We start from the raw sequence: 20,902 nt of genomic DNA on the forward strand, positions 1-20,902 counted from the left end.
GTTATGGCATACTTGACGTGCAGGCATAGCAGTGACCCTATTGACTTGGTGGAACAATCAGTAGATCACACAACGCTATGCTTGTCTATTTTCTGGGGATTCCTCAGCGCTTCGCGGGAATAAATCACACGCATCTTGAAGTCAGAATGATATAAACATTTATCAATCTGTTTATCCGATTTTCGACTATTTTTTCGGTAAGGTATAATTGGCGTTGTTTCTTGTAGTTCGATACATCTTGTTGTCTAATAACCCATCACAAAACATCCCCCCTAGAAGGGTATGAATATAGATGACCAAGCAAAAATTCTATCGTTCGAGCGTAGTCCCCATTGAACTGCGTTCTTCTAAAAATTCGAAAGCCTGTTACGGGAAACACACTCATGAAGAATTTTCTATTGGAGCTGTAGATTGTGGTCAAAGTGATTACTTCAATAGTAATATTGAACGTAGAATACAAAAGGGTTCTCTTGTCATCATTAACCCTCTAGAGGTTCATTCATGTAACCCAATACCAGATACAAATTGGAGTTACAAAATGCTGTATGTATGTCCCAAATGGTTAGGGTATGTACAATCGATGGTTGTAGGTGAAAGAGGAACGAATTTTATTCCGTTCTCAATTAATCATACCAATGATCCGGAACTTTATGTACAGTTTCAAGAATTAGCCAACACAATCATTCTTAATAAAGACAAAATGAAAATGGAAGAAGAGAGTATCGCTTTTTTTTCCAATCTGTTTTCACAGTCCAACTCCATACCTTTAAAGAAAGTTGTACCAAAAAATAATGTATCTAAGGCGTATGAATATATTTGTGAAAATTTTCGAAGTAATATATCGGTAAAAGATATTGCTGTTCACTCTCAATTGAGTGAATATCACATTATCCACTCATTTCGAAAGGCATATGGTATTACTCCACATGCTATGCAAATCGCAATGCGCATTAATGAAGCAAAAGTACTCTTGAAGCAGGGAATGGATATAGCATCTATAGCAACTGAGTTAGGTTTTTATGACCAAAGCCACTTTCATAGGAACTTTAAAAAATTGGTTGCGGCAACTCCTGCGGAATATAAAAAAATATAGACCAAACATTCAATCTGTTGAATTGCTTTACATCTACAGCCCGACGAAATAACCAACATGATTTTGTTTTTGGCCTCCGGCAAAGCAAGCCACACAACATTGCATATTGTCAGGGCGTAATTTATTGCGGATATTTTTCGGGAAGCGGTGAAAACGTTTGTTCGAGTACAGGCGACAAAAAGAGTGGCATCGCTCGACAGCACATCACCTGAAATACAGATAGTTCCCCGTCGCCGGGAAGAGCCATCCGCATAATGACTATTTTGGTTGATACGTCCGTCTGGGTTGACCATTCCAAAAACCGGAATGACGGGTTGATTCAGCTAAGAGAGAGCAACAAAGACATTAATCTATTGATTTAATTATATTTTATAATTGACTATAAGAAAAGTGTATTTGGAGCAGTGAAGGGAATCGAACCCTCGTATAGAGCTTGGGAAGCTCTCGTTCTACCATTGAACTACACTCGCATCAACGAAGTGATGGCGTTAAATATATACCTCATACTGAATCTCAGCAAGTAGTATATCGTTAATATTTGTCTATATTTCAGTCAGTTGTTTAAGCTTTTTTGATGTATGTAAAAAAACGCTGTCCGGTTAACCGGACAGCGTTTTTAACTAGTTTTAATCAAGAAATGATTATTTATGCGTATGCGGACGCATTGCCGGGAACAGGATAACATCACGGATGGTATGGCTGTCAGTAAACAACATCACCATACGATCGATACCAATCCCTAAGCCTGCTGTTGGCGGCAAGCCGTGCTCCAACGCAGTAATGTAGTCTTCATCGTAGAACATCGCTTCGTCATCACCCTGATCTTTCTGGCGAACCTGCTCTGCAAAACGTTCTGCTTGATCTTCCGCGTCGTTCAGCTCCGAGAAGCCATTACCAATTTCACGGCCACCAATGAAGAATTCAAAACGATCAGTAATGAATGGGTTATCATCGTTACGGCGTGCCAGCGGAGAAACTTCTGCCGGATATTCTGTAATGAACGTCGGCTGAATCAGATGGCTTTCCGCGGTTTCTTCAAAGATTTCACACTGAACACGGCCTAAGCCCCAGCCCTTTTCAACGTCAATACCCAAAGATTTCGCGATAGCAACCGCTTTGTCCATATCATCCAAATCTGCCATGTTAGTTTCTGGACGATATTTGCAGATCGCTTCTTTCATGGTCATCTTGGCAAAAGGCTGACCAAAATCGAATTCCTGTTCGCCGTATTTCACCGATGTTGTACCCAGTACTTCTTGAGTCAGGGTACGGAACAGTTCTTCGGTCAATACGATCAGATCCTGATAATCCGCGTAAGCCATGTAGAGTTCCATCATCGTGAACTCTGGGTTGTGGCGCGGAGAAACACCTTCATTACGGAAGTTGCGGTTAATTTCGAAAACACGCTCAAAACCACCGACGACTAAACGTTTCAGGTACAGTTCTGGCGCAATACGCAGGTACATGTCGATATCCAACGCGTTATGGTGCGTAATGAATGGACGCGCACTTGCACCACCAGGGATCGCCTGCATCATTGGCGTTTCAACTTCCATAAAACCTTTTTGGATCATGAAACTGCGTAATGCCGACATCACGCGGGAACGGATCTGGAATGCCTTGCGTGATTCATCGTTCGCGATCAGATCCAAATAACGCTGACGATAGCGAGTTTCCTGATCCGCCAAGCCGTGGAATTTATCCGGCAGTGGACGCAATGCCTTAGTCAGCAAACGCAACTCAGTACAATGGATAGAAAGCTCACCCGTTTGAGTTTTGAACAGCTTACCGCGTGCGCCTAAAATGTCACCTAAATCCCATTTCTTGAACTGAGTGTTGTAAATGCCTTCCGGCAGGTCATCACGGGAAACATAGATCTGAATGCGACCCCCCATGTCTTGCAGGGTGGCAAAAGAGGCTTTACCCATGATACGACGTGTCATCATACGACCAGCAATAGTCACTTCGATGTCAAGCGCTTCCAATTCTTCCTTGGTCTTATCATCGTATTTAGCATGCAGATCTACGGAAATGTTTTCGCGACGAAAATCATTTGGGAAAGCAATGCCGTTGCTGCGCAAGGCAGCCAGTTTTTCACGGCGCGTTTTCAGTTCGTTATTTAAATCAGGAGCCTGTTCAGCACCTTGTTGTTGTTGTGACATTTTAGTTCCTCATAAGCCAGCTTTTAAACTTGCTTCAATGAATTTGTCCAGATCCCCATCTAGCACAGATTGAGTATTGCGGGTTTCTACACCAGTACGCAAATCCTTAATGCGAGAATCATCCAAAACGTAAGAGCGAATCTGGCTCCCCCAACCAATGTCCGATTTATTATCTTCCATTGCTTGTTTATCTGCATTCTTCTTCTGCATTTCCAGTTCGTACAGTTTCGCTTTCAACTGCTTCATCGCCTGGTCTTTGTTTTTATGCTGAGAACGGTCTGTCTGACATTGGGTTACAATACCTGTCGGCACGTGGGTGATACGTACTGCAGATTCGGTTTTGTTAACGTGCTGACCACCAGCACCAGAGGCACGGTATACATCAATGCGTAAATCAGCTGGATTGATTTCGATATCAATATCATCATCCACTTCTGGATAGATAAAGGCAGAACTGAATGATGTATGGCGGCGACCACCTGAATCGAAAGGACTTTTACGTACCAAGCGATGAACGCCCGTCTCTGTACGCAACCAACCGTAAGCATATTCACCCATAATTTTGATGGTGGCAGATTTCAAACCCGCAACGTCACCATCAGATTCTTCAATAATTTCTGTCTTAAAGCCTTTGGATTCTGCCCAACGCAGGTACATACGCATCAACATGCTGGCCCAATCCTGCGCTTCTGTACCGCCAGATCCCGCCTGAAGATCCAGATAGCAGTTTGCACTGTCATATTGGCCAGAAAACATGCGACGGAATTCCAGTTGGCCCAGCTTCTCTTCCAGCTGTTCCAACTCAGCGACGGCTTCATTGAAGGTTTCTTCGTCATCAGCTTCAACGGCCAGTTCCAGCAGGCCGTTCACATCTTCTAATCCCTGAGTCAGCTGATCAATGGTTTCTACGATGCTTTCAAGTGATGAACGTTCTTTACCCAACGCCTGTGCCCGTTCCGGTTCATTCCAGACATCAGGCTGTTCGAGTTCAGCATTGACTTCTTCTAAACGTTCTTTCTTGGCATCATAGTCAAAGATACCCCCTCAGAACTGCTGTCCGCTCAGACAGGTCCTGAATGTGATTTTTTACCGGATTAATTTCAAACATATTTCGTGTCTTATACGTTGTGTATTATGAATAAACGATGGTCGCATGGATATTTTCGAACCGTGCATTGTAACGGATCTATCAAGGGGTTCATACCCTTCACTTTTTTAAATGCAACTAAATAGTTTTTCATAATACTGAGAGTATCAAATGTTGGCGTTCCTTACCCCGCGCTCCGCGCGGGGTAAGGAATACTCCTATCATTTTGAAACGCTATTTAGAAACCTAAGTTCATTCAATAGGGCCAAATATGCTGGATCAAAAGCTGAACATCGCGATTACCACGAAATTCGTTAATATCCAGTTTATAGGCCAATTCTACTGTTTTGATACTATTATCCGGCCAGCAACTGACATCAATATTAAATGCAATGCCATCTAACATTGGCCCACCATTTAAGGGTTCCAGCATGACTTTCAGGTGCTTTTCACCCACAATACGCTGTTGCAATAGTTTGAATTTACCGTCAAAAACCGGTTCCGCAAATGCTTGCCCCCACGGACCACCATCACGCAGAATTTCAGCCACTTCCAACGATAACTCTGCCAATGCTAATTCGCCGTCGCTCCAGATCACACCTTCAAGTTGGGCTATATCCATCCAATCAGCGACCAGTTCGGAAAAATAGCGCTGAAAAAGATCAAATTTGTCTTGTTCAATCGACAATCCCGCTGCCATCGCATGACCACCAAATTTCAACATCAGTCCTGGATGCAGAGTATCAAGACGTTCAAGTGCATCTCGCATATGTAAGCCATTTACGGAACGCCCAGAGCCTTTCAAAGTGCCATCACCTGCCGGAGCAAAAGCAATGACTGGGCGATGAAAACGCTCTTTAATACGTGATGCCAAAATACCCACAACCCCCTGATGCCATTCGGGATGGTAAATGGCTAATCCGTAAGGTAGCTGGGTATGGGTTCGTTCGATTTTATCGCAAATCTGCAAGGCTTCCTGCTGCATACCTTGTTCGATTTCCCGACGGGTTTGGTTCAGACCATCCAACTCGCAAGCAATCTGGCGGGCTTGCGCCATGTCATCAGTCAGTAATAATGCCACCCCAACGGACATATCATCCAGACGTCCGGCGGCATTTAAGCGTGGCCCCAACGCAAATCCCAAATCACTGGCGGCCAATTTTGTCGCTTCCCGTTTGGAAACTTCGAGCAGCGCCCGTATTCCCGCACAGCAACGCCCTGCCCGAATGCGATTGAGTCCTTGATATACCAGAATGCGATTATTGGTATCGAGGGGAACCACGTCAGCCACTGTACCTAATGCCACTAAATCCAGCAGCTCCGCCAAATTGGGTAATGGAATACCTTGTTGCTCAAACCATGCCAGTTTGCGCAATTCAGCCCTGAGTGCAGACATCAGATAAAATGCAACACCAACCCCTGCCAATGCCTTAGAAGGAAAAGTACAGTCAACTAAATTAGGATTGATAATGGCATCTGCGGCTGGCAATGTTTCGCCCGGTAAATGGTGATCTGTGACGATCACCTTGATGCCATGTTGATGTGCCACGGCTACACCATCATGGGATGAGATCCCATTATCCACGGTGATAATCAGATCTGCGCTTCTTTTGACAACTTCATCAACCACCTGAGTGCTTAATCCATAACCATCTTCAAAACGGTTTGGCACAAGATAATCAAGGTTGCGATATCCCATGGCACGCAAAGCGCGGATGCTCAAAGCAGTACTGGTTGCTCCATCCGCATCAAAATCGCCAACTATCACGACACGCCAATGTTCATGTAATGCAGTAACCAATAAGGCAACAGCCTGCTCAATACCATTGAGGGATTGATAATTGAGGAGTCCCTTTGCACTACGCTCCAGTTCACCAACTTGCTGTATGCCACGCATAGCATATAAACGGCGCAATAACGGATGGATATCGTTGGGAAGATGATCAAGGTCCGCCACCGGTCGGCGGCGGAGTTGTATTTCTCTACTCACAGTTTCTTATTCACTGATTTCTTATTCACGATTTTTTGTATTTACTGAATGGTAACATCAACTATTTCAATTAGTTGGCATGATGTTCCAACGCAGCCAGTAAATCTTTTGGTGACAAATAACCACCGAGCACACTGCCATCTTTTAAGACGATCGCCGGTGTGCCCTGAACACCAAACTGCAAGCCTAACTGATATTGTTTAGCAATATCTGTTTTACATTCTTTAATTGGAGAGATATTTTCGCCTTTGAAAGCGGCATTCAGTGACTTATTCGGTGTTGCACTGCACCAAATAGACTGCATATCTTTAGCTGACTGGTGTTGCAAACCATGACGAGGAAACGCCAGGTAACGAACAGTAATCCCCAATTCGTTGTATTCTTGCATACTCTCATGCAATTTACGGCAATAACCACAGGTAATATCAGTAAAAACAGTAACAACATGTTTTTCTTTTGGCGCTTTGTAAATAATCATTTGATTTTTCAAAGCTTCCAATTTTTTAACCAGAACCTTATTGCTGATATTTTGGGGTATTTTGCCACTAACATCATAAAGTGGCCCTTGTAACAGATACTTACCATCATCAGACAAGTAAATAATGCCATGCTCGGTTAAAATTGAACTCACACCAGGTAGTGGTGATGGCGTGATACTTTCTGCCTTAATTCCCATTTTAGACAGTGTGTTATTGATAGCACTTTCATCAGCAAAGGCATTGCTGGCAACAGCAGTCAACAGTAATGAAAGGCAAAATGCGATCTTCTTCATTATTCGTTCCTTTATTTTCACTTAACGCCGCAGTTACCCACGGGGGTGATGTTGTTGATGCAGCACTTTGAGACGTTCGGTGGCTACATGAGTGTAAATCTGAGTTGTGGAGAGGTCACTATGGCCTAATAACATCTGCACAACACGTAAGTCTGCACCATGATTAAGTAAATGTGTTGCAAAAGCATGGCGTAAGACATGGGGTGACAAGCGTTCAGCATCAATGCTTGCCAATACAGCATAGTGTTTGATCCGATGCCAGAACGTCTGGCGTGTCATCTGTGTTCCGCGCTTACTGGGGAAAAATACATCAGATACAGAACCATTTAATAGCCACGGGCGTCCATATTCCAGATATTTTTCCAGCCAATAAACAGCCTCTTCTCCCAAAGGAACCAATCTTTCCTTATTGCCCTTACCCACAATTCTGATCACTCCCTGGCGTAAGCTCACATCAGATAAGGTCAGGCCAACCAGTTCTGAAACTCGCAATCCGCAAGCATAAAGCACTTCCAGCATGGCTTTATCTCGCAATTCGAGTGGTTGGTCGACCAAAGGCGCGTTTAGCAAATCCTCAACTTGTTTTTCACTTAAATCCTTGGGCAGACGTTTAGGCAATTTAGGCGCAGATAATAATGCTGTTGGATCATCTTCCCGCATTCTTTCACGATACAGATACTGAAACAACCGCCGCATTGCACTCAACAAGCGGGCTGAACTACTGGCTTTATAACCGCCATCTACTCGCTCAGCTAAAAACGACTGTAATTCTATCGGCTGTACTGAAAGTAAATCGTGATCATAATGCATCAACCAATTGTTCAAAGCTTGTAAATCAAGCCGATAAGAAGCCAGGGTGTTTTCGGCCAGATCTTTTTCCAGCCAGATGGTATCGAGAAATTGCTCTATCAGGGGATTAGCCGATGGGTGGTTATCTAATAGGTTATGTTTTTTTGGCATTATTTCTCTTTATTCCTCCTTTCTGTCTGCCTATCTGTGCCTTCCAATCGGGCTATTATGCCTGAAAAAGCAATTATTCTGTTACAATACCGATCTTGATATTCGAAATTCCCTGATAACTAATGATGAAAATTGGTCTCTTTTACGGCTCCAGTACCTGCTATACAGAAATGGTAGCAGAAAAAATACGCGACATACTCGGTGAAGATCTGATCGACCTGCACGATGTCAAGGATTGTGATCCCTGCTTGATGGAAGAATATTCTGTCCTGATCCTCGGTATCCCAACTTGGGATTTCGGCGAATTACAGGAAGATTGGCAGGCTATTTGGGATCAACTTCCCTCGTTAGATCTGGCAGGAAAAATCGTTGCTATGTATGGCATGGGCGATCAGATCGATTATGGCGAGTGGTTTCTGGATGCATTGGGAATGCTGTATCACCATCTGCTACCAACGGGTGTACAGTTTATAGGGTTTTGGCCAACAGACGGTTATGAATTTACCAGCCCGAAGCCGTTGTCCGAAGATGGCAAACATTTTGTCGGGCTGGCTCTGGATGATGTGAACCAATTCGAACAAACAGATGAGCGCTTAGGCGAATGGTGTATGCAGATATTGTCTGAAATGGAAGCGTTGTTTTAACCATCATCACCGTCCAGGGTATTGGCGCATCAATTGATTCAAATGACGCCAGGCCGCAGGCGACATACTATCTGATGCTATCCATAACCGAACGCACCTATTTTCTGCCTGACTAAATGCACGGAGCATAACCACCATTCCATAGCGATGGAACCACGGGGGCTGAGCGATACGCCAGGCAGCTTTTTGCCAATGCACTTTGTTGCCTTCGAACAGTACCAACCTGCCCTGACACTGCCGGATATTTTTCTGGCTCCACGTCCAACTACTTATAATGATGGCAAACAGTGGAAACCAGAAAAATAAAAGCCCCAAAAAAGCAGGCCAGGGTGCCAGCAAAGCAGCAATTGCGACTGCACCATGTACGCCCGTGGAAAACAGGCGAGTCTGGCAAGACGCCCTTAATTTATTGTTCCACAGGACCACGGGCTTGGTTTCTGCTCTGGATCAATTTCACCATATGGTAAAGCTTATCATCTTCGGGCCGTCCATGATTCATCAGCCAATTGAACAGGTCAGGATCGGGGCACTCCAGCAAACGAACGAAAATCCGTTTGTCATCATCACCCAATGAATCATATTCATATTCAAAAAATGGCATGATAGAAATATCCAGTTCACGCATTCCACGACGACATGCCCAGTGAATACGTGCCTTATTCTCAATATCCATGTTTAAAAAGCCTCTTTATCATTTTCATTCGTGCCATTAAGACGGTAAGCAGATTATCAACGATTCTGGGCTGTTTTTCATCATCTGCCTCGGTGGGCTCACAAGATATATCGACAAGATGCGAAGCCTATCGCAACAAATTGACCATGCATGCCTTATCTGTAAATAACAAGCATAATCCCTTTGCATTAAACCGCATCTCTTTTACCATTAGTGTTATTTCTTAGTTAGTTTACTGGCAGGAGCTGCTATGACTTACCACACACCGTTTTCTGCACAAGATCCATCCCCTTCAGCAACACTACCACTGACTTTAATTTCCCTTGATGATTGGGGGATAGTGACAACCATAGGCGCTGATGCGAAGAAGTATCTGCAAGGTCAGGTTACAACCGATCTGACTTTCCTGAATGATAATCAGCACGTATTAACTGCCCATTGTGATGCCAAGGGCAAGATGTGGAGTAACTTACGTCTGTTTCAGCGTGGTGAAGGTTTTGCCTATATTGAACGCCGTTCATTGTTGGAAACCCAATTAACCGAATTGAAAAAGTATGCTGTGTTTTCCAAAGTAACACTTGCCAAAGATGAAGCAAATATCTTGCTCGGTGTCGCTGGCACAGGAAGCAGGGAAGCGCTGACTCCCCTCTTTCCAACCCTGCCTGATACTGAGTCTCCTGTTATCCAACACGAAGCTACCACCCTCCTCCACTTTGCCCTTCCCGCTGAACGTTTCCTTATCGTCACGGACAAAACAACTGCCGCTAAATTAACCGAAACGTTAATCGCAACATGTCAACCGCAGTTGAATGACAGCCAGCAATGGCTGGCGTTGGAAATTGAAGCCGGGTTCCCAGTGATTGATGCCGCCAGCAGCGCACAATTTATTCCACAAGCCACCAACCTGCAAGCAATCGAAAATAGTATCTGCTTCAAGAAAGGCTGTTATACCGGTCAGGAAATGGTAGCCAGAGCCAAATATCGTGGGGCAAACAAGCGAGCCATGTACTGGCTGGCAGGTAATGCCACTTCTCTGCCGGCTGTTGGCGATGATCTGGAATGGCAATTGGGCGAGAAATGGCGTCGAACCGGTTCAGTATTGGCGGCAGTCAAACTGGTTGATGGCTCAATCTGGGTCCAAGTGGTCATGAATAATGATATGGAAGCAGGGAGTGTATTTCGTATTCGCGATGATGAAGGTAGCGCTCTTACCATTCAAACATTGCCTTATTCACTAGACGAAGAAAAATAACTATTGAGGTTTTTGTATGTCATTAGCTGTACCTCCTGTTGATTTCGGCCCTTTTACCGATGTCATTGCGTTTATTATGGAACTGGATCAATTAAAATATGTCCATCGCAAGACCAAGTTATTGAATAATACGCGCCATGAAAACTCCGCTGAACACAGCTGGCATTTTGCTATTGCCGTGCTTGGCTTTGCGCCTTATGCCGGAGATGTGGATATTAGCCGAGTCATGCAGATGGCTTTAATTCATGACATTGTTGAGATCGATACGGGTGATGTTATCGCGTTCGATCTGGCTGCCCGTGAAGCCATTCACGAACATGAAGTGAAAGCGGCTAACCGTATTTTTGGCTTACTGCCGGAAACCCAGAGAAAATATTTTCTGGAACTGTGGCACGAATACGAAGATGCCATCACGCCAGAAGCGCGTTTTGCTAAAACCCTCGATAGAATTATGCCGGTATTTATGAACCTGCATAACCAAGGACAGAGTTGGGTCGAAAATAATATTCGCTTTGAGCAAGCTTACAACCTGCTCCACTTTGTTTCCGAAAGTTATCCTGAACTATGGAAATACCTGCTGCTACAATTGGAAGCCGCAAAAGAAAAAGGCTGGTTGAAATAATTTTTCGCCTTTTCTCCTCTAAAACAAGCTGTCAGGTACAACTGGCAGCTTTAAAATTCCTCCTTATCTCCTTTCTTAAGCAAAGCTCACGTTACCTGTCAGGTATTCTAAGCGGTTAATCGCGAACGGATAAATTAATCAATTTGGTTTATTAAAACCAAACTAAAACATTATACACTCTAATATTTTCATCATGAATAAATAGAAATAAAGCCACAATATGCCCACTATTTTTCGTTTTGACATATTCCACACAGCGTATATATTAAGCGGCTATTTTTAATTCATAAGAATTTATAAATATATAAACTTAACTGAAATTAATAAATTAAATATATACCCTATCTATTTCAGGATACCAACAATGCTGCCACTTGAAGGACAGGTATAAATGCCAAGGGGTTATCCTCATAACATACCGCTTTAAGGAAAGGAGTTAGTAGTGAATCCGTTTGAATATTTTTATCAGTGGGAACTTGATTACTTAAGGCAACTTGCAAAAGCGGCGGGTGAAGACAAGTCACATCTCAGAGATGTCCTCAGTGGCAGAGATCCTGATGCCGAAAGGCTTAATGAAGGTTTTGCTGCTTTGATGGCACGCCTGAATCAAAAAGTGAAGGATGCCTTTCCTGAGCTAACTCAACCATTGTTACAAAAATTGCGCGCACAACCGATAAAAGGTATTCCCGCAACCAGCATTATTCAGTTTGACAGTGAGGCACAAGGAGATTTCGCTTTTTCTATTCCGGTGGGGACAGAAGTTTATACTCATCATCGGCAACCATTTGTTACGTGTCGTGAATGCCCTATTGCGCCTTTGGCATTGGTGTCACGTGAAATTATACATCAGGTACAGACAACCAAAATCACCTTAACATTCCGTTACATCGGTAAAGAAGAAGAGTGGTTGACTCAGCCGATTAATTTGTTCCTGAGCAGTGATGAGCAAGTTGCAGATACCCTGATGCTGGGGCTCACGCAATATTATGATGGTGCGGAATTACATCATGGTGAGCAAGTTTATAAAGCACACGGCGATCGGTTTGAACCGCGCTCAGGCGCTTCGCGATTGGCTTTATCATCTGCTGTCGGGGATAACTGGGCACCACAGCTATTAATTGAGTCACTTTACCTGCCGCATATTAACCAATTTCTGAATCTGCCCTTGCCGACAATGGCAAAGCGATTGAAACTGGCAAAACAACGTGAATTCAGTGTCGTTCTCACGCTGAATACAATCCTGCCTTTGTCTGCGGCTCAAATTGAATCAGCATTTCAGCTTCATTGTGTACCTGTCATAAATATGGCGCGTAACCGACAGGTGACACTCCCTTTTACGCCAGAAACAGCGCGCTATCGCTTACCTCTCATGCCGACTCAAGGTGTTTTGCATATTGCAGGCGTTGAACTGAAAAATGAGCCGAATACAGAAAAAGAAAGCCGTGGAGGTGAATATCTGTTTTATCCGGTCAGCCTCCTGACAGGTATGGATCGCTATCACCCAGAATACGATAAGGCTTGGTTCTACGCGCTTGAAATCAATCAAGATGCGCTGGGCAGAATACAGTACGAACTGGTTTTCTATGACAGTAAAGCGGAATTGATGCGTAAACCACCTGAGCATGAATTCATTTGCCATTTTTATGGTTTTGAACAGCATCAGTCACCGCTTGCGTTGGGAGAGATCTGTCTGGCAGGTGAAAATGTTCCCGAAGTTTTCCAATTGAAAAATATTACGCCAGCTTCGCAAACATACCCGCCGATCGTTGATAGCCACCGTCATTGGAATTTGTTATCGCATTATTCTAACGGTAGCTATTTATTGGAGATGGTTGCATCAGTCAGACAACTGTTACTGGACTTTGATCTGTATGCAGAGACTGACCGCACGTCCAGCCGGAATATCCAGCGTATGATCGGTGGGATCACCAACATAACGGTGAAATGGGGTGACAGAATGCTTCGGGACAGACCCGTTCGCTGTCTGCTGGTTACCCTAATGCTGGATGAAACCGTTTATACCGATGCCGGCGAGATGTATCGATTTGCCAATTCACTCTACCAATTCTTCCCGTTCTTCCTTGCCCAGGGGACATGGCTGCGAATGCGCGTACTCAGCCAACCTTCAGGGACGCAATGGTATCTGTCACCTTCAATGATCCAAGGTTATCGCTCAATTATGTAAGGAGTTTTTGCAATGGATGGATTAGTTTTCACTTGCCAGATAGGTGCACTGCCGCAGACAACATTTCAGGTCGTGGATTTCAGCTTACAGGAAGAGCTATCACAACTGTTTCACCTTGCTATGACCGTCGTCAGCGCTTTTAACAACGTGGCGCTCAATGAACAATTGGGCGCCAGCGCTTCTCTGACGATTACTCGTGATGGTGTCACGGAGCGAACTATCAATGGTGTTGTGGCTGGCGCTGAGCAGGGAAATACCGATGGGCGGCAAACCTATTACACTTTCATTATCCGCCCAGAAATGTGGTTGATGACGCTGAATCAGGATAGCCGGATTTTCCACCATCAATCTGTACCAGATATCCTTGGACAATTGCTGAAAGAGCATCGTATCAAGGCGGATAACAAGTTTTACAAAGATCACCAGCAACATTCGATACGGGAATATATCACCCAGAAACGCGAATCCGCTTATGAATTCTGGTGCCGGCTGGCTGCGGAAGAAGGCATTATGTTCTGGTTCGAAGAGGACAAACTGTTTTACAGCAATTCTCATCTCGGCATGTTGGCGGCATTGACATTGACCTACAACGTACAGGCAAACACGGATAACCGTGATTCAACAGCGTGGCAGTGGAATTACGGTGAATATCTGTGCCCAGATGAAACAATTCACAAAGATAATAATTTTCTTCGGCCTTCCTATCCCCTGCAACATCTGGCTGCATTGGATAATGGCGGGAACCACTCTATCTTTGAAAGTTATGGCCGTTTTCAGAAGGATGCAGAAGGTCGCCCTTTCACCCAATTGCGTTTGGAGCAATTGCAGAACCAGAGCAAAGTCGGTAAAGCGAAGACCAACTGTATCAAATTAAGGCCCGGCAGGATCTTCGTGCTGCAATCCCACCCTATTGCGTCGATGAATGATCGCTGGCAGGTTGTTACTGTCACGCATCATGGACATCAGCCACAAGCTTCTGGGGATGCGGGAGAAGGGACAACATTAACCAATCACGTCACCTTTATTCCGGGCAGGCAGGATTGGCGCCCGCCATTCCGATATAAGCCGCTGGCGGATGGGGATGAAGTGGCAACTGTCGTGGGGCCGGCAGGTGAGGAAATCTACGTTGATAAACATGGTGCTATCAAAGTTCATTTCCATTGGAACCGTTACGATGAAGTGGATGATCGCGCTTCCTGTTGGGTGCGTGTCGCGCAAGGCTGGAATGGTGATGGCTATGGTTTTATGGCCATTCCACGCATTGGTCAGGAGGTGATTGTTTCCTATCTGAATGGCGATATTGATCGCCCGATAGTCACGGGTTGTACCTACAATGGCCGCAACCGCCCACCACTGGATCTGCCCGCAGAAAAAACCCGCACCACATTTAAAACGCATACCCATAAAGGAGAAGGGTTTAACGAACTGCGCTTTGAAGATGCGAAAGGCAGTGAAGAGATCTATATCCATGCTCAGAAAGACCAGCTTATCCAGATAAACCACGATAAAACCCAGCGTGTCGGTCACGATGAAAGCCATCATGTCCTGAACAACCGCAAACATGAAATCGGCAATGATGAATTTATCCGGATCATGCATGAACAGCATATCCAGATTGATGCCAATCAGTTTGAAACCATCACCAAAGATCGCAAAACCCGCATCAACAACAACTGGCAGGAAAATATCTTTGCCGATCACCGGCAAGAAGTGGGGCGGGATAAGACCACCAGAGTCAACAACAACTATACCCTGAATGTGGTCAACAACATCCAGAGCCTGACAAAAGTCCATACCCTACAGGCCAGCGAATCCGTGTTGATCAAAGGCAAGGCGGGATCGATCAAGCTGGATGGTTCAGGGGTGACGATCACTGGCAAGATCACCCTGCAAGGGGATGTTTCAGTCACAGGGGGCAGCCCAGGCACGGTGCCATCACTCAGCGGATCAGCTAATGAAGGGTTAGCAATGGCTGAGGACTGCCGGGAAAAAGCCCGTAAGCAGCAGGAGTCATCAGAATAATGTCCTGGATACCCGATTACGCCGAACATTGGGTGGTGGATTATTCCTATGCCACGCAACAAGGCGAACACTTTTCTGCCCGGGCGATTGTCCATGCAACGAGCAAGCCGCAAGCGCTGTCGGCGCTGGCGGAATATCTCCTACAGGCAGGACATTCATCGGGGCAATACCAAAGTATTCAGCCGTTGACTGAATACCTTGCTGCCAGCACTTATGTCGAATTGCCGCTATTGCGCCAGTTCCGGCTAGGGGTGGAACGGAATGCACAGGTAATCCCGCTGGACAAACACAATATCAGCGCCCTCTTGCCTGCCGAGCGTGGCGTATTGCAGTTCACTGTCACCCAAACCCTGCCTGCCAGGGAGAACGGGCAATACCGCTATATGGTGATGGATGCCACGATTTACCGTCGGATCATGGGTAGTTTTATCGTGCCTGACCTGATGGTATCTAACCTGCGATGGGAAAGCCTGTTTCAGGGAGAAACGCAAATCACGCTCGAAGACAGCGCCCCTTATCTGGTGGAATTAACCGATGACACAACGGTGTACTCTGCCTTTCAGCAAAAGATCACACAACCGAGCACGCCAGAACTGGGTATATTTATCGACAGTGACCAGCCTTTTCCTATGATCCGCAATCACCTGCGCAAATTCACCTATCTGAGAAATGAACAACAGCAATCATGGGTGTTTTACCGCTTCTATGCGCCGCAAGGCTTGCTCCCGTTACTAAAAAGCCTACCGGATGAACAACTGATGCACTTTATGCGCCCGATAACGCGGATCGGTTATTTCGATAGCCAGACGGCGCAATACTACGCCCTTTCTTTGGCTGAGAATACCTTGGATCAGGAGAAAACGGCCCCCGTGGCAATCAACCCTTATTTGGTGAACCTATTGGCTGGGCAAACCCAAGAGCGGGCGGTGGCTCAGATAGTGAAATATATTGCAGAAACTCAACCTGAGCTGTCACCAGAACAAAAAAAACAGCTGCCGGCCTTTGTAGTGCAACAGATCAATTTTGCCTGTCTGGCGGGTTTTTCCCATCAGCGTTCCATTCTGCATTTGGTAGCGGGCCGAAGTCTGGCGCGGGATAACGAAAAGCTCTGGCAACGGGCATGGCAACATGCCTGTGCGAAAACCCAGGTGCAAGAGCTGCGTGCACTAATTTGTTATGAATATTGTTTTAAAAACCGGACATTAAGTTGACACAAGGAAATAAGACAAATGGAAAAATCGATATTAACGAACGCAAATGATGCGCTTGAGACTGCCGCGAAAAAAGTGGAAAAAACATTTGAAGAACTTGTCGATATGGCGAGGGAATATATACCCCATGAGTTGGATATGGATACCGTTGTCAGGCCCTGTGATGTCAATATCCGGCCTGTTTATCCTGTCAGATATGCATATATGAACTTTTTTGGTGACAAACAGATAAATGCGCAATTACCACCCCCCATCAGTACGTTTCTTGATCCTGATGACAATTCATTAAATGCAAGTGTCTTAGGGGGCTATAGTATTCGCTTGCCAAGAGCGGGTTGGATCTATGTCAAAGAAGAAGGACCGATTAAAACCAGAGGCTCCCAACACGAAGGCAAGTTACTAATTTTCAAATTCAGCCCTGAAATTGTCACATTAAAGGGCAAACGAGGGATGGTCACAAAATACACCAAATATGAGCAAAAAGCCGGAAGTTCATCATGGGAAGAAATCCACCCTGCCAGCGGCACAGCGGGCTTAGGTTATCCTTTTCTAGCGCTTGATAAAGATGTAACCAAGGTGAGTATTGTTTATAGTGAGGTTCCTTTTTCTGAACGAATCCTAGACAAGATAGATAAGGATGAATCTTTTCGCAGAAATGCAATGCAATTTGTGGAGTTAGATCATGAGGACTCAGATTATGTCATGGAAGCCAAACAAGAACATTTCGGTGGCTTAGTGGAGGATTTCAAAGTTCCTGAAAAACAATTTCAGGCATACAAAAATCAATTATCCGATCCGCTTTTACATTCTGTTGATTTAGGGGATATCTCGACGGAAGGCAGTTTTTTCATGGATGCCGATATGGAAATGCGTTACATAGACAGCTTACTATGCCCTTATTACAAAGATAAAGCGAGCATTGTGGTATTGCATGATCCGGTAGGATATCAGCGTGATATTTTAATGGCATATGAATTACTTAATCTTTGGGAGTTAAGTTATTCTGCGACAAATATTTATCCTCTGACAATAGGGCAATTTGTTGAGATAATTGCCGCATCAAAGGATGAAAACATTAAAAAATATTTTAAAGAACATATACATCAGGAAAATTGGAAAACCTGGTGGCCTAAACTTACCGATCCTATTATAGATGTAAAAAAAAGACAGAAAAAAATTCTTGAAATATACAAAGAATTTTTTGAAAGTCCGAATATTGCGGGTAAATTAGGTAGCTTGTCACATTATCTCAAATACTTCTTTTCGTTGGGTGATAAAAAAAGTGATCTGACAGAAGAAGATGGTCAGGAATTTGAGATATATTGCGATCTTATTGCAGAATTAATGCAGCCATTACAGAGAACAGCAGAGGGAACATCGATATTAGAACATATTATTGGCGGCAAGCTTGCATTAGATGAGAGTAGTTCTTGGTCTGTTATTAACAATGGGATCGTCAATACGCTAGGACATGATGGTGCTAATAAGCTATTGATGGCAAGCTATGTCACAAAAGGCATAGATAAAATACTCTGTGCAACAGGTGAAATTCTAGGAATGTTTCTTGCGTGGAGCGCGGAAAAAATAGCCCAAGGATCTGTCAGTTTGTATGAAAAAAGTATTGAAAAGGTAAATCAAACTTTTACCAATAAAATTCTTAATGCTTTGGGGGTAGAAGAATATAAAGGTTTTGTCTTATTGACAGAAAAAGAAGTGGTAAAATTGATTAATGATTTGGAAAAATATCAACAACAAGGACTCATCGGGAAATCGAAAAGATGGGGAAAAAAGACCAAAATCAATTTTCAAAAGAAAGGAGGAAAAGCAGTATTTAATTGGTCAAATCGGATTAAAAATTACACTGGCAATTTAAAACTAAAAATACCGACCATTAAGGTTAACCGCCCCAAATTCAATATTAAGTTTCTGCAACATTATGACAAACCTCTTAGTATTGTACTGGATAGCAGTCTAAGTGGATTTGATCTGATCATGAAAAGTTATACATTCTATACCTTATTGACACAATCTGGTTTTGATAGAAATGATCCATGGAAAGCGAATCGAAAAATTGTGTACTTAGCTTTTACCTACCTGAATACAATACTGGGTATGGCAATTGCGGCACGAAGTTTTTCTGAATTTATTGGCAAGGGGTTTGCAAAAGCAGAAGCACTAGCGAGAAAAATCAATCATCCAGCGGCAGAAGCACTATTAGGCGCTGCATCACGCAGGCTTATGTTAAATAGTTCTCATATAAAATTGCTGGCAAAGGGTGCGGTCGGGGTAACTGGAGTTTTAAGTGGGGCGCTTTCTTACTACGATGCTTATTATGCTAGCGCTTTAGGTAGTCATAAGGAAGCATATGCACATGTTGCTATTGGTACTGGCACGTTAATGATAACTGCCGGATTTTTGGGGCCATCACTTTTGGGGACAGGTGCTGGAGCAGCCGGAGCAGGAGCATTCTTTACCGGTATGATATGGGCAGGAATTCTAGGTATGCTAGCAAGCATTATCTATTTATTTTTCTTTGGCAAGAGTCAATTGGAATATTTATTAATGAATTGCTTTTGGGGAAGTGGGGATAAATATTCATTTTTAAAAATGGATTATGATAGACCTAGTATAAAAAAACAGTTTGAAGAAATTCATGAAATGAATGATAGAGTCACCAATGCATTTCGGGTAGAACATCAAGAGTTCTTGAATTTTTTTACTCGGCCCATATTAAAAAAAGAAAGTAATAAAAAAGGAAAGATAGCTTATCGTTTTATGTTGCCAAATTTTCAATGGGAAAGATCTGAATTAGTTTATCATATATTACCATCATCCGCTGTTACCTCCAGAAATGATCACACCATTTATTTAAATGAGCGTTATTATGCTAACGCTAAACGGAGATTTGATGAACTAATGGAGAAAGCTCTCTCTGAGATAATTTATAAAAATGAAAACCCCATTGATGAAAATGGCATGCTTACTCTGACATTGGAAATAGAAGAAATATATGCTCAATATCTCACAATTTTTTGGTACTATATGCCTAAAGAAGATAATATTTCACCCTTGCGTTATCAATGGGGAGAAGAGCCAACAGTCGAAAATGCGATTTATGGATATTTTGATGAGAAGGTTCGTTAAATGATAAACTTAATAAAAAAGTGGCTAACAAAAAAAACCGAAGACAAAGCAAATCATGATGTCAGAATTAGCCGACTATCAACAGTGTGTGATCCTTTCCTGGATGAAGACATCGGCATACTAGATAAAGGGCAAATAAAAACAGAGGATTTCATTGACTTAATTGATGATAAAAAATGTGAAATACGATATGGAAGCAGTAATTATCGCGAAAAGATTTTACTTGCTTCTTTAGTCGGTTTTTTATTAGGGTTTTGTTTTTTTATTAACGATGTTATTAATACATGGAGAGCGAATGAAGAAAGTTATTTGGAAACTGTTATCCGAACCAAAAAAAAATATGGAAATGAGTTTTATTTAAATCCAAAATTGCCAGATTTTCTTGAGCCATATAAGTATATTTCTGATGCAACGAGTATATCGTGGCCTCAATATTTTCATATTCGTTATATGGACAATGGTTTTTATGAAAAATCCAGAGTGCGAAAAAACTTATTACTAGATGGTGGTTTTTTCCTATTTTCCATTACAATGATTTTAATCCATTTATGGGTATGGTCTTTAATTCGAAAAATATCTCCTCTTGTAATTGATCGGGAAAAGCAACTGTTTTATACCTGGCATAGGGGAAAAATGTATGTTGCGCGTTACTCACAAGTCGATGTTGTTAATCTCTATGATGTTCTGTATTTAAGAGTTTATGGATTTGACAAAAATAATAAACTAATGATTTATGCTTTTGAACCCCGTATTCCTAACCTGATAGATGACATAATCAGCAAAAAGTATTTATTGGCTTTTGTTGCAAAATATCTGATACAAGGGAAAAACTCCGTCAGTTCAGTAAACTTTGAACGGCCTTCATCAATATTTTTTTCACATAAAAATCCCAAACCAGCAGATTGGGAAACTCAGATTACGGCTATTTTAGCTGAATTGGATAGGCTTGGCCCACCGAAAGGAGCTACCGATCCGAACTGAACAACCACCGACTAAAGTCGGTGGGTTAGTGATTAACGGACTGAAAGTCCGGATACGCGTCGGCTAAACGACGCGTCAATCGTCCATTCTGAAATTATCATCCG

Annotated in this window: 16 protein-coding genes and 1 tRNA gene; 9 read left to right on the plus strand and 8 right to left on the minus strand. The window is 43.4% G+C overall.

Annotated features, from left to right (window positions below):
• The first annotated feature begins 292 nt into the window (after nucleotides 1-292).
• Nucleotides 293-1,093, plus strand: a complete 801-nt coding sequence (locus IQ211_RS11960; protein ID WP_189760352.1) for an AraC family transcriptional regulator — start codon at nucleotides 293-295, stop codon at nucleotides 1,091-1,093.
• A gap of 397 nt (nucleotides 1,094-1,490) precedes the next feature.
• Here IQ211_RS11960 and IQ211_RS11965 read toward each other — a convergent pair.
• The 6 genes from IQ211_RS11965 to xerD form a co-directional block, all read right to left on the minus strand.
• A tRNA-Gly gene (locus IQ211_RS11965) sits at nucleotides 1,491-1,563 on the minus strand.
• Nucleotides 1,564-1,734: 171 nt separating this feature from the next.
• Nucleotides 1,735-3,255, minus strand: a complete 1,521-nt coding sequence (lysS, locus tag IQ211_RS11970) for a lysine--tRNA ligase (RefSeq protein WP_189760351.1) — start codon at nucleotides 3,253-3,255, stop codon at nucleotides 1,735-1,737.
• Nucleotides 3,256-3,264: 9 nt separating this feature from the next.
• Nucleotides 3,265-4,363 (minus strand): peptide chain release factor 2 gene (prfB, locus tag IQ211_RS11975; protein ID WP_189760350.1). Its coding sequence is split into 2 segments (ribosomal slippage): nucleotides 3,265-4,287 and nucleotides 4,289-4,363, totalling 1,098 coding nucleotides; the frame shifts between segments, so codons are not numbered across the junction.
• A gap of 235 nt (nucleotides 4,364-4,598) precedes the next feature.
• A complete protein-coding gene (gene recJ / locus IQ211_RS11980) occupies nucleotides 4,599-6,332 on the minus strand; it encodes a single-stranded-DNA-specific exonuclease RecJ (RefSeq protein ID WP_189760349.1) in 1,734 nt (577 codons plus the stop codon).
• A gap of 70 nt (nucleotides 6,333-6,402) precedes the next feature.
• Nucleotides 6,403-7,104 carry a bifunctional protein-disulfide isomerase/oxidoreductase DsbC gene (dsbC, locus tag IQ211_RS11985; protein WP_189760348.1) on the minus strand — a complete coding sequence of 234 codons (702 nt, stop codon included), beginning with the start codon at nucleotides 7,102-7,104 and terminating at the stop codon, nucleotides 6,403-6,405.
• 33 nt (nucleotides 7,105-7,137) lie between these two features.
• Nucleotides 7,138-8,064: a site-specific tyrosine recombinase XerD gene (xerD, locus tag IQ211_RS11990; protein ID WP_189760347.1), complete on the minus strand. Its 927-nt coding sequence runs from the start codon at nucleotides 8,062-8,064 to the stop codon at nucleotides 7,138-7,140.
• 125 nt (nucleotides 8,065-8,189) lie between these two features.
• Here xerD and fldB point away from each other — a divergent pair, with 125 nt between their 5' ends.
• Nucleotides 8,190-8,708: a flavodoxin FldB gene (gene fldB / locus IQ211_RS11995; RefSeq protein ID WP_189760353.1), complete on the plus strand. Its 519-nt coding sequence runs from the start codon at nucleotides 8,190-8,192 to the stop codon at nucleotides 8,706-8,708.
• A gap of 6 nt (nucleotides 8,709-8,714) precedes the next feature.
• On the opposite strand, the gene IQ211_RS12000 is transcribed toward fldB, so the two are convergent.
• A complete protein-coding gene (locus IQ211_RS12000) occupies nucleotides 8,715-9,134 on the minus strand; it encodes a protein YgfX (RefSeq protein ID WP_189760346.1) in 420 nt (139 codons plus the stop codon).
• A complete protein-coding gene (sdhE, locus tag IQ211_RS12005) occupies nucleotides 9,115-9,381 on the minus strand; it encodes an FAD assembly factor SdhE (RefSeq protein ID WP_189760345.1) in 267 nt (88 codons plus the stop codon). The genes IQ211_RS12000 and sdhE overlap by 20 nt, the downstream gene beginning before the upstream one ends.
• Nucleotides 9,382-9,631: 250 nt before the next feature.
• On the opposite strand from sdhE, the gene ygfZ reads away from it, so the two are divergent.
• The 7 genes from ygfZ to IQ211_RS12040 all read left to right on the plus strand — a co-directional run bounded on the left by ygfZ (nucleotide 9,632) and on the right by IQ211_RS12040 (nucleotide 20,798).
• Entirely contained in the window at nucleotides 9,632-10,633 is a 1,002-nt protein-coding gene (gene ygfZ / locus IQ211_RS12010) for a tRNA-modifying protein YgfZ (protein ID WP_189760344.1), read from the plus strand.
• A gap of 16 nt (nucleotides 10,634-10,649) precedes the next feature.
• A complete protein-coding gene (locus IQ211_RS12015) occupies nucleotides 10,650-11,255 on the plus strand; it encodes an HD domain-containing protein (protein WP_189760343.1) in 606 nt (201 codons plus the stop codon).
• 442 nt (nucleotides 11,256-11,697) lie between these two features.
• The gene (locus IQ211_RS12020) at nucleotides 11,698-13,440 is read left to right on the plus strand and encodes a type VI secretion system baseplate subunit TssF (RefSeq protein ID WP_189760342.1); all 1,743 of its coding nucleotides are present in this window, start codon (nucleotides 11,698-11,700) and stop codon (nucleotides 13,438-13,440) included.
• Between the two features lie 12 nt (nucleotides 13,441-13,452).
• On the plus strand, nucleotides 13,453-15,462 hold the full coding sequence (tssI, locus tag IQ211_RS12025; protein WP_189760341.1) for a type VI secretion system tip protein TssI/VgrG: 2,010 nt from the start codon (nucleotides 13,453-13,455) through the stop codon (nucleotides 15,460-15,462).
• The gene (locus tag IQ211_RS12030; RefSeq protein WP_189760340.1) at nucleotides 15,462-16,673 is read left to right on the plus strand and encodes a DUF4123 domain-containing protein; all 1,212 of its coding nucleotides are present in this window, start codon (nucleotides 15,462-15,464) and stop codon (nucleotides 16,671-16,673) included. Before tssI ends, IQ211_RS12030 begins: the two co-directional genes overlap by 1 nt.
• An 18-nt stretch (nucleotides 16,674-16,691) precedes the next feature.
• A complete protein-coding gene (locus IQ211_RS12035; RefSeq protein WP_189760339.1) occupies nucleotides 16,692-19,817 on the plus strand; it encodes a toxin VasX in 3,126 nt (1,041 codons plus the stop codon).
• Nucleotides 19,818-20,798 (plus strand): hypothetical protein, encoded by a 981-nt coding sequence (locus tag IQ211_RS12040; protein ID WP_193836365.1) that lies wholly within the window; start codon nucleotides 19,818-19,820, stop codon nucleotides 20,796-20,798.
• Nucleotides 20,799-20,902 lie beyond the last annotated feature (104 nt).

The organism is Xenorhabdus griffiniae (assembly GCF_015163655.1).
GTDB lineage: Bacteria > Pseudomonadota > Gammaproteobacteria > Enterobacterales > Enterobacteriaceae > Xenorhabdus > Xenorhabdus griffiniae.

What these genes read in the sequence shown, in the direction of transcription:
- IQ211_RS11960 (WP_189760352.1), top strand. Translation starts at nt 293, where the DNA reads ATGACCAAGCAAAAATTCTATCGTTCGAGCGTAGTCCCCATTGAACTG.
- lysS (WP_189760351.1), bottom strand. Translation starts at nt 3,255, where the DNA reads ATGTCACAACAACAACAAGGTGCTGAACAGGCTCCTGATTTAAATAAC.
- dsbC (WP_189760348.1), bottom strand. Translation starts at nt 7,104, where the DNA reads ATGAAGAAGATCGCATTTTGCCTTTCATTACTGTTGACTGCTGTTGCC.
- xerD (WP_189760347.1), bottom strand. Translation starts at nt 8,064, where the DNA reads ATGCCAAAAAAACATAACCTATTAGATAACCACCCATCGGCTAATCCC.
- fldB (WP_189760353.1), top strand. Translation starts at nt 8,190, where the DNA reads ATGAAAATTGGTCTCTTTTACGGCTCCAGTACCTGCTATACAGAAATG.
- sdhE (WP_189760345.1), bottom strand. Translation starts at nt 9,381, where the DNA reads ATGGATATTGAGAATAAGGCACGTATTCACTGGGCATGTCGTCGTGGA.
- ygfZ (WP_189760344.1), top strand. Translation starts at nt 9,632, where the DNA reads ATGACTTACCACACACCGTTTTCTGCACAAGATCCATCCCCTTCAGCA.
- IQ211_RS12015 (WP_189760343.1), top strand. Translation starts at nt 10,650, where the DNA reads ATGTCATTAGCTGTACCTCCTGTTGATTTCGGCCCTTTTACCGATGTC.
- tssI (WP_189760341.1), top strand. Translation starts at nt 13,453, where the DNA reads ATGGATGGATTAGTTTTCACTTGCCAGATAGGTGCACTGCCGCAGACA.
- IQ211_RS12030 (WP_189760340.1), top strand. Translation starts at nt 15,462, where the DNA reads ATGTCCTGGATACCCGATTACGCCGAACATTGGGTGGTGGATTATTCC.
- IQ211_RS12035 (WP_189760339.1), top strand. Translation starts at nt 16,692, where the DNA reads ATGGAAAAATCGATATTAACGAACGCAAATGATGCGCTTGAGACTGCC.
- IQ211_RS12040 (WP_193836365.1), top strand. Translation starts at nt 19,818, where the DNA reads ATGATAAACTTAATAAAAAAGTGGCTAACAAAAAAAACCGAAGACAAA.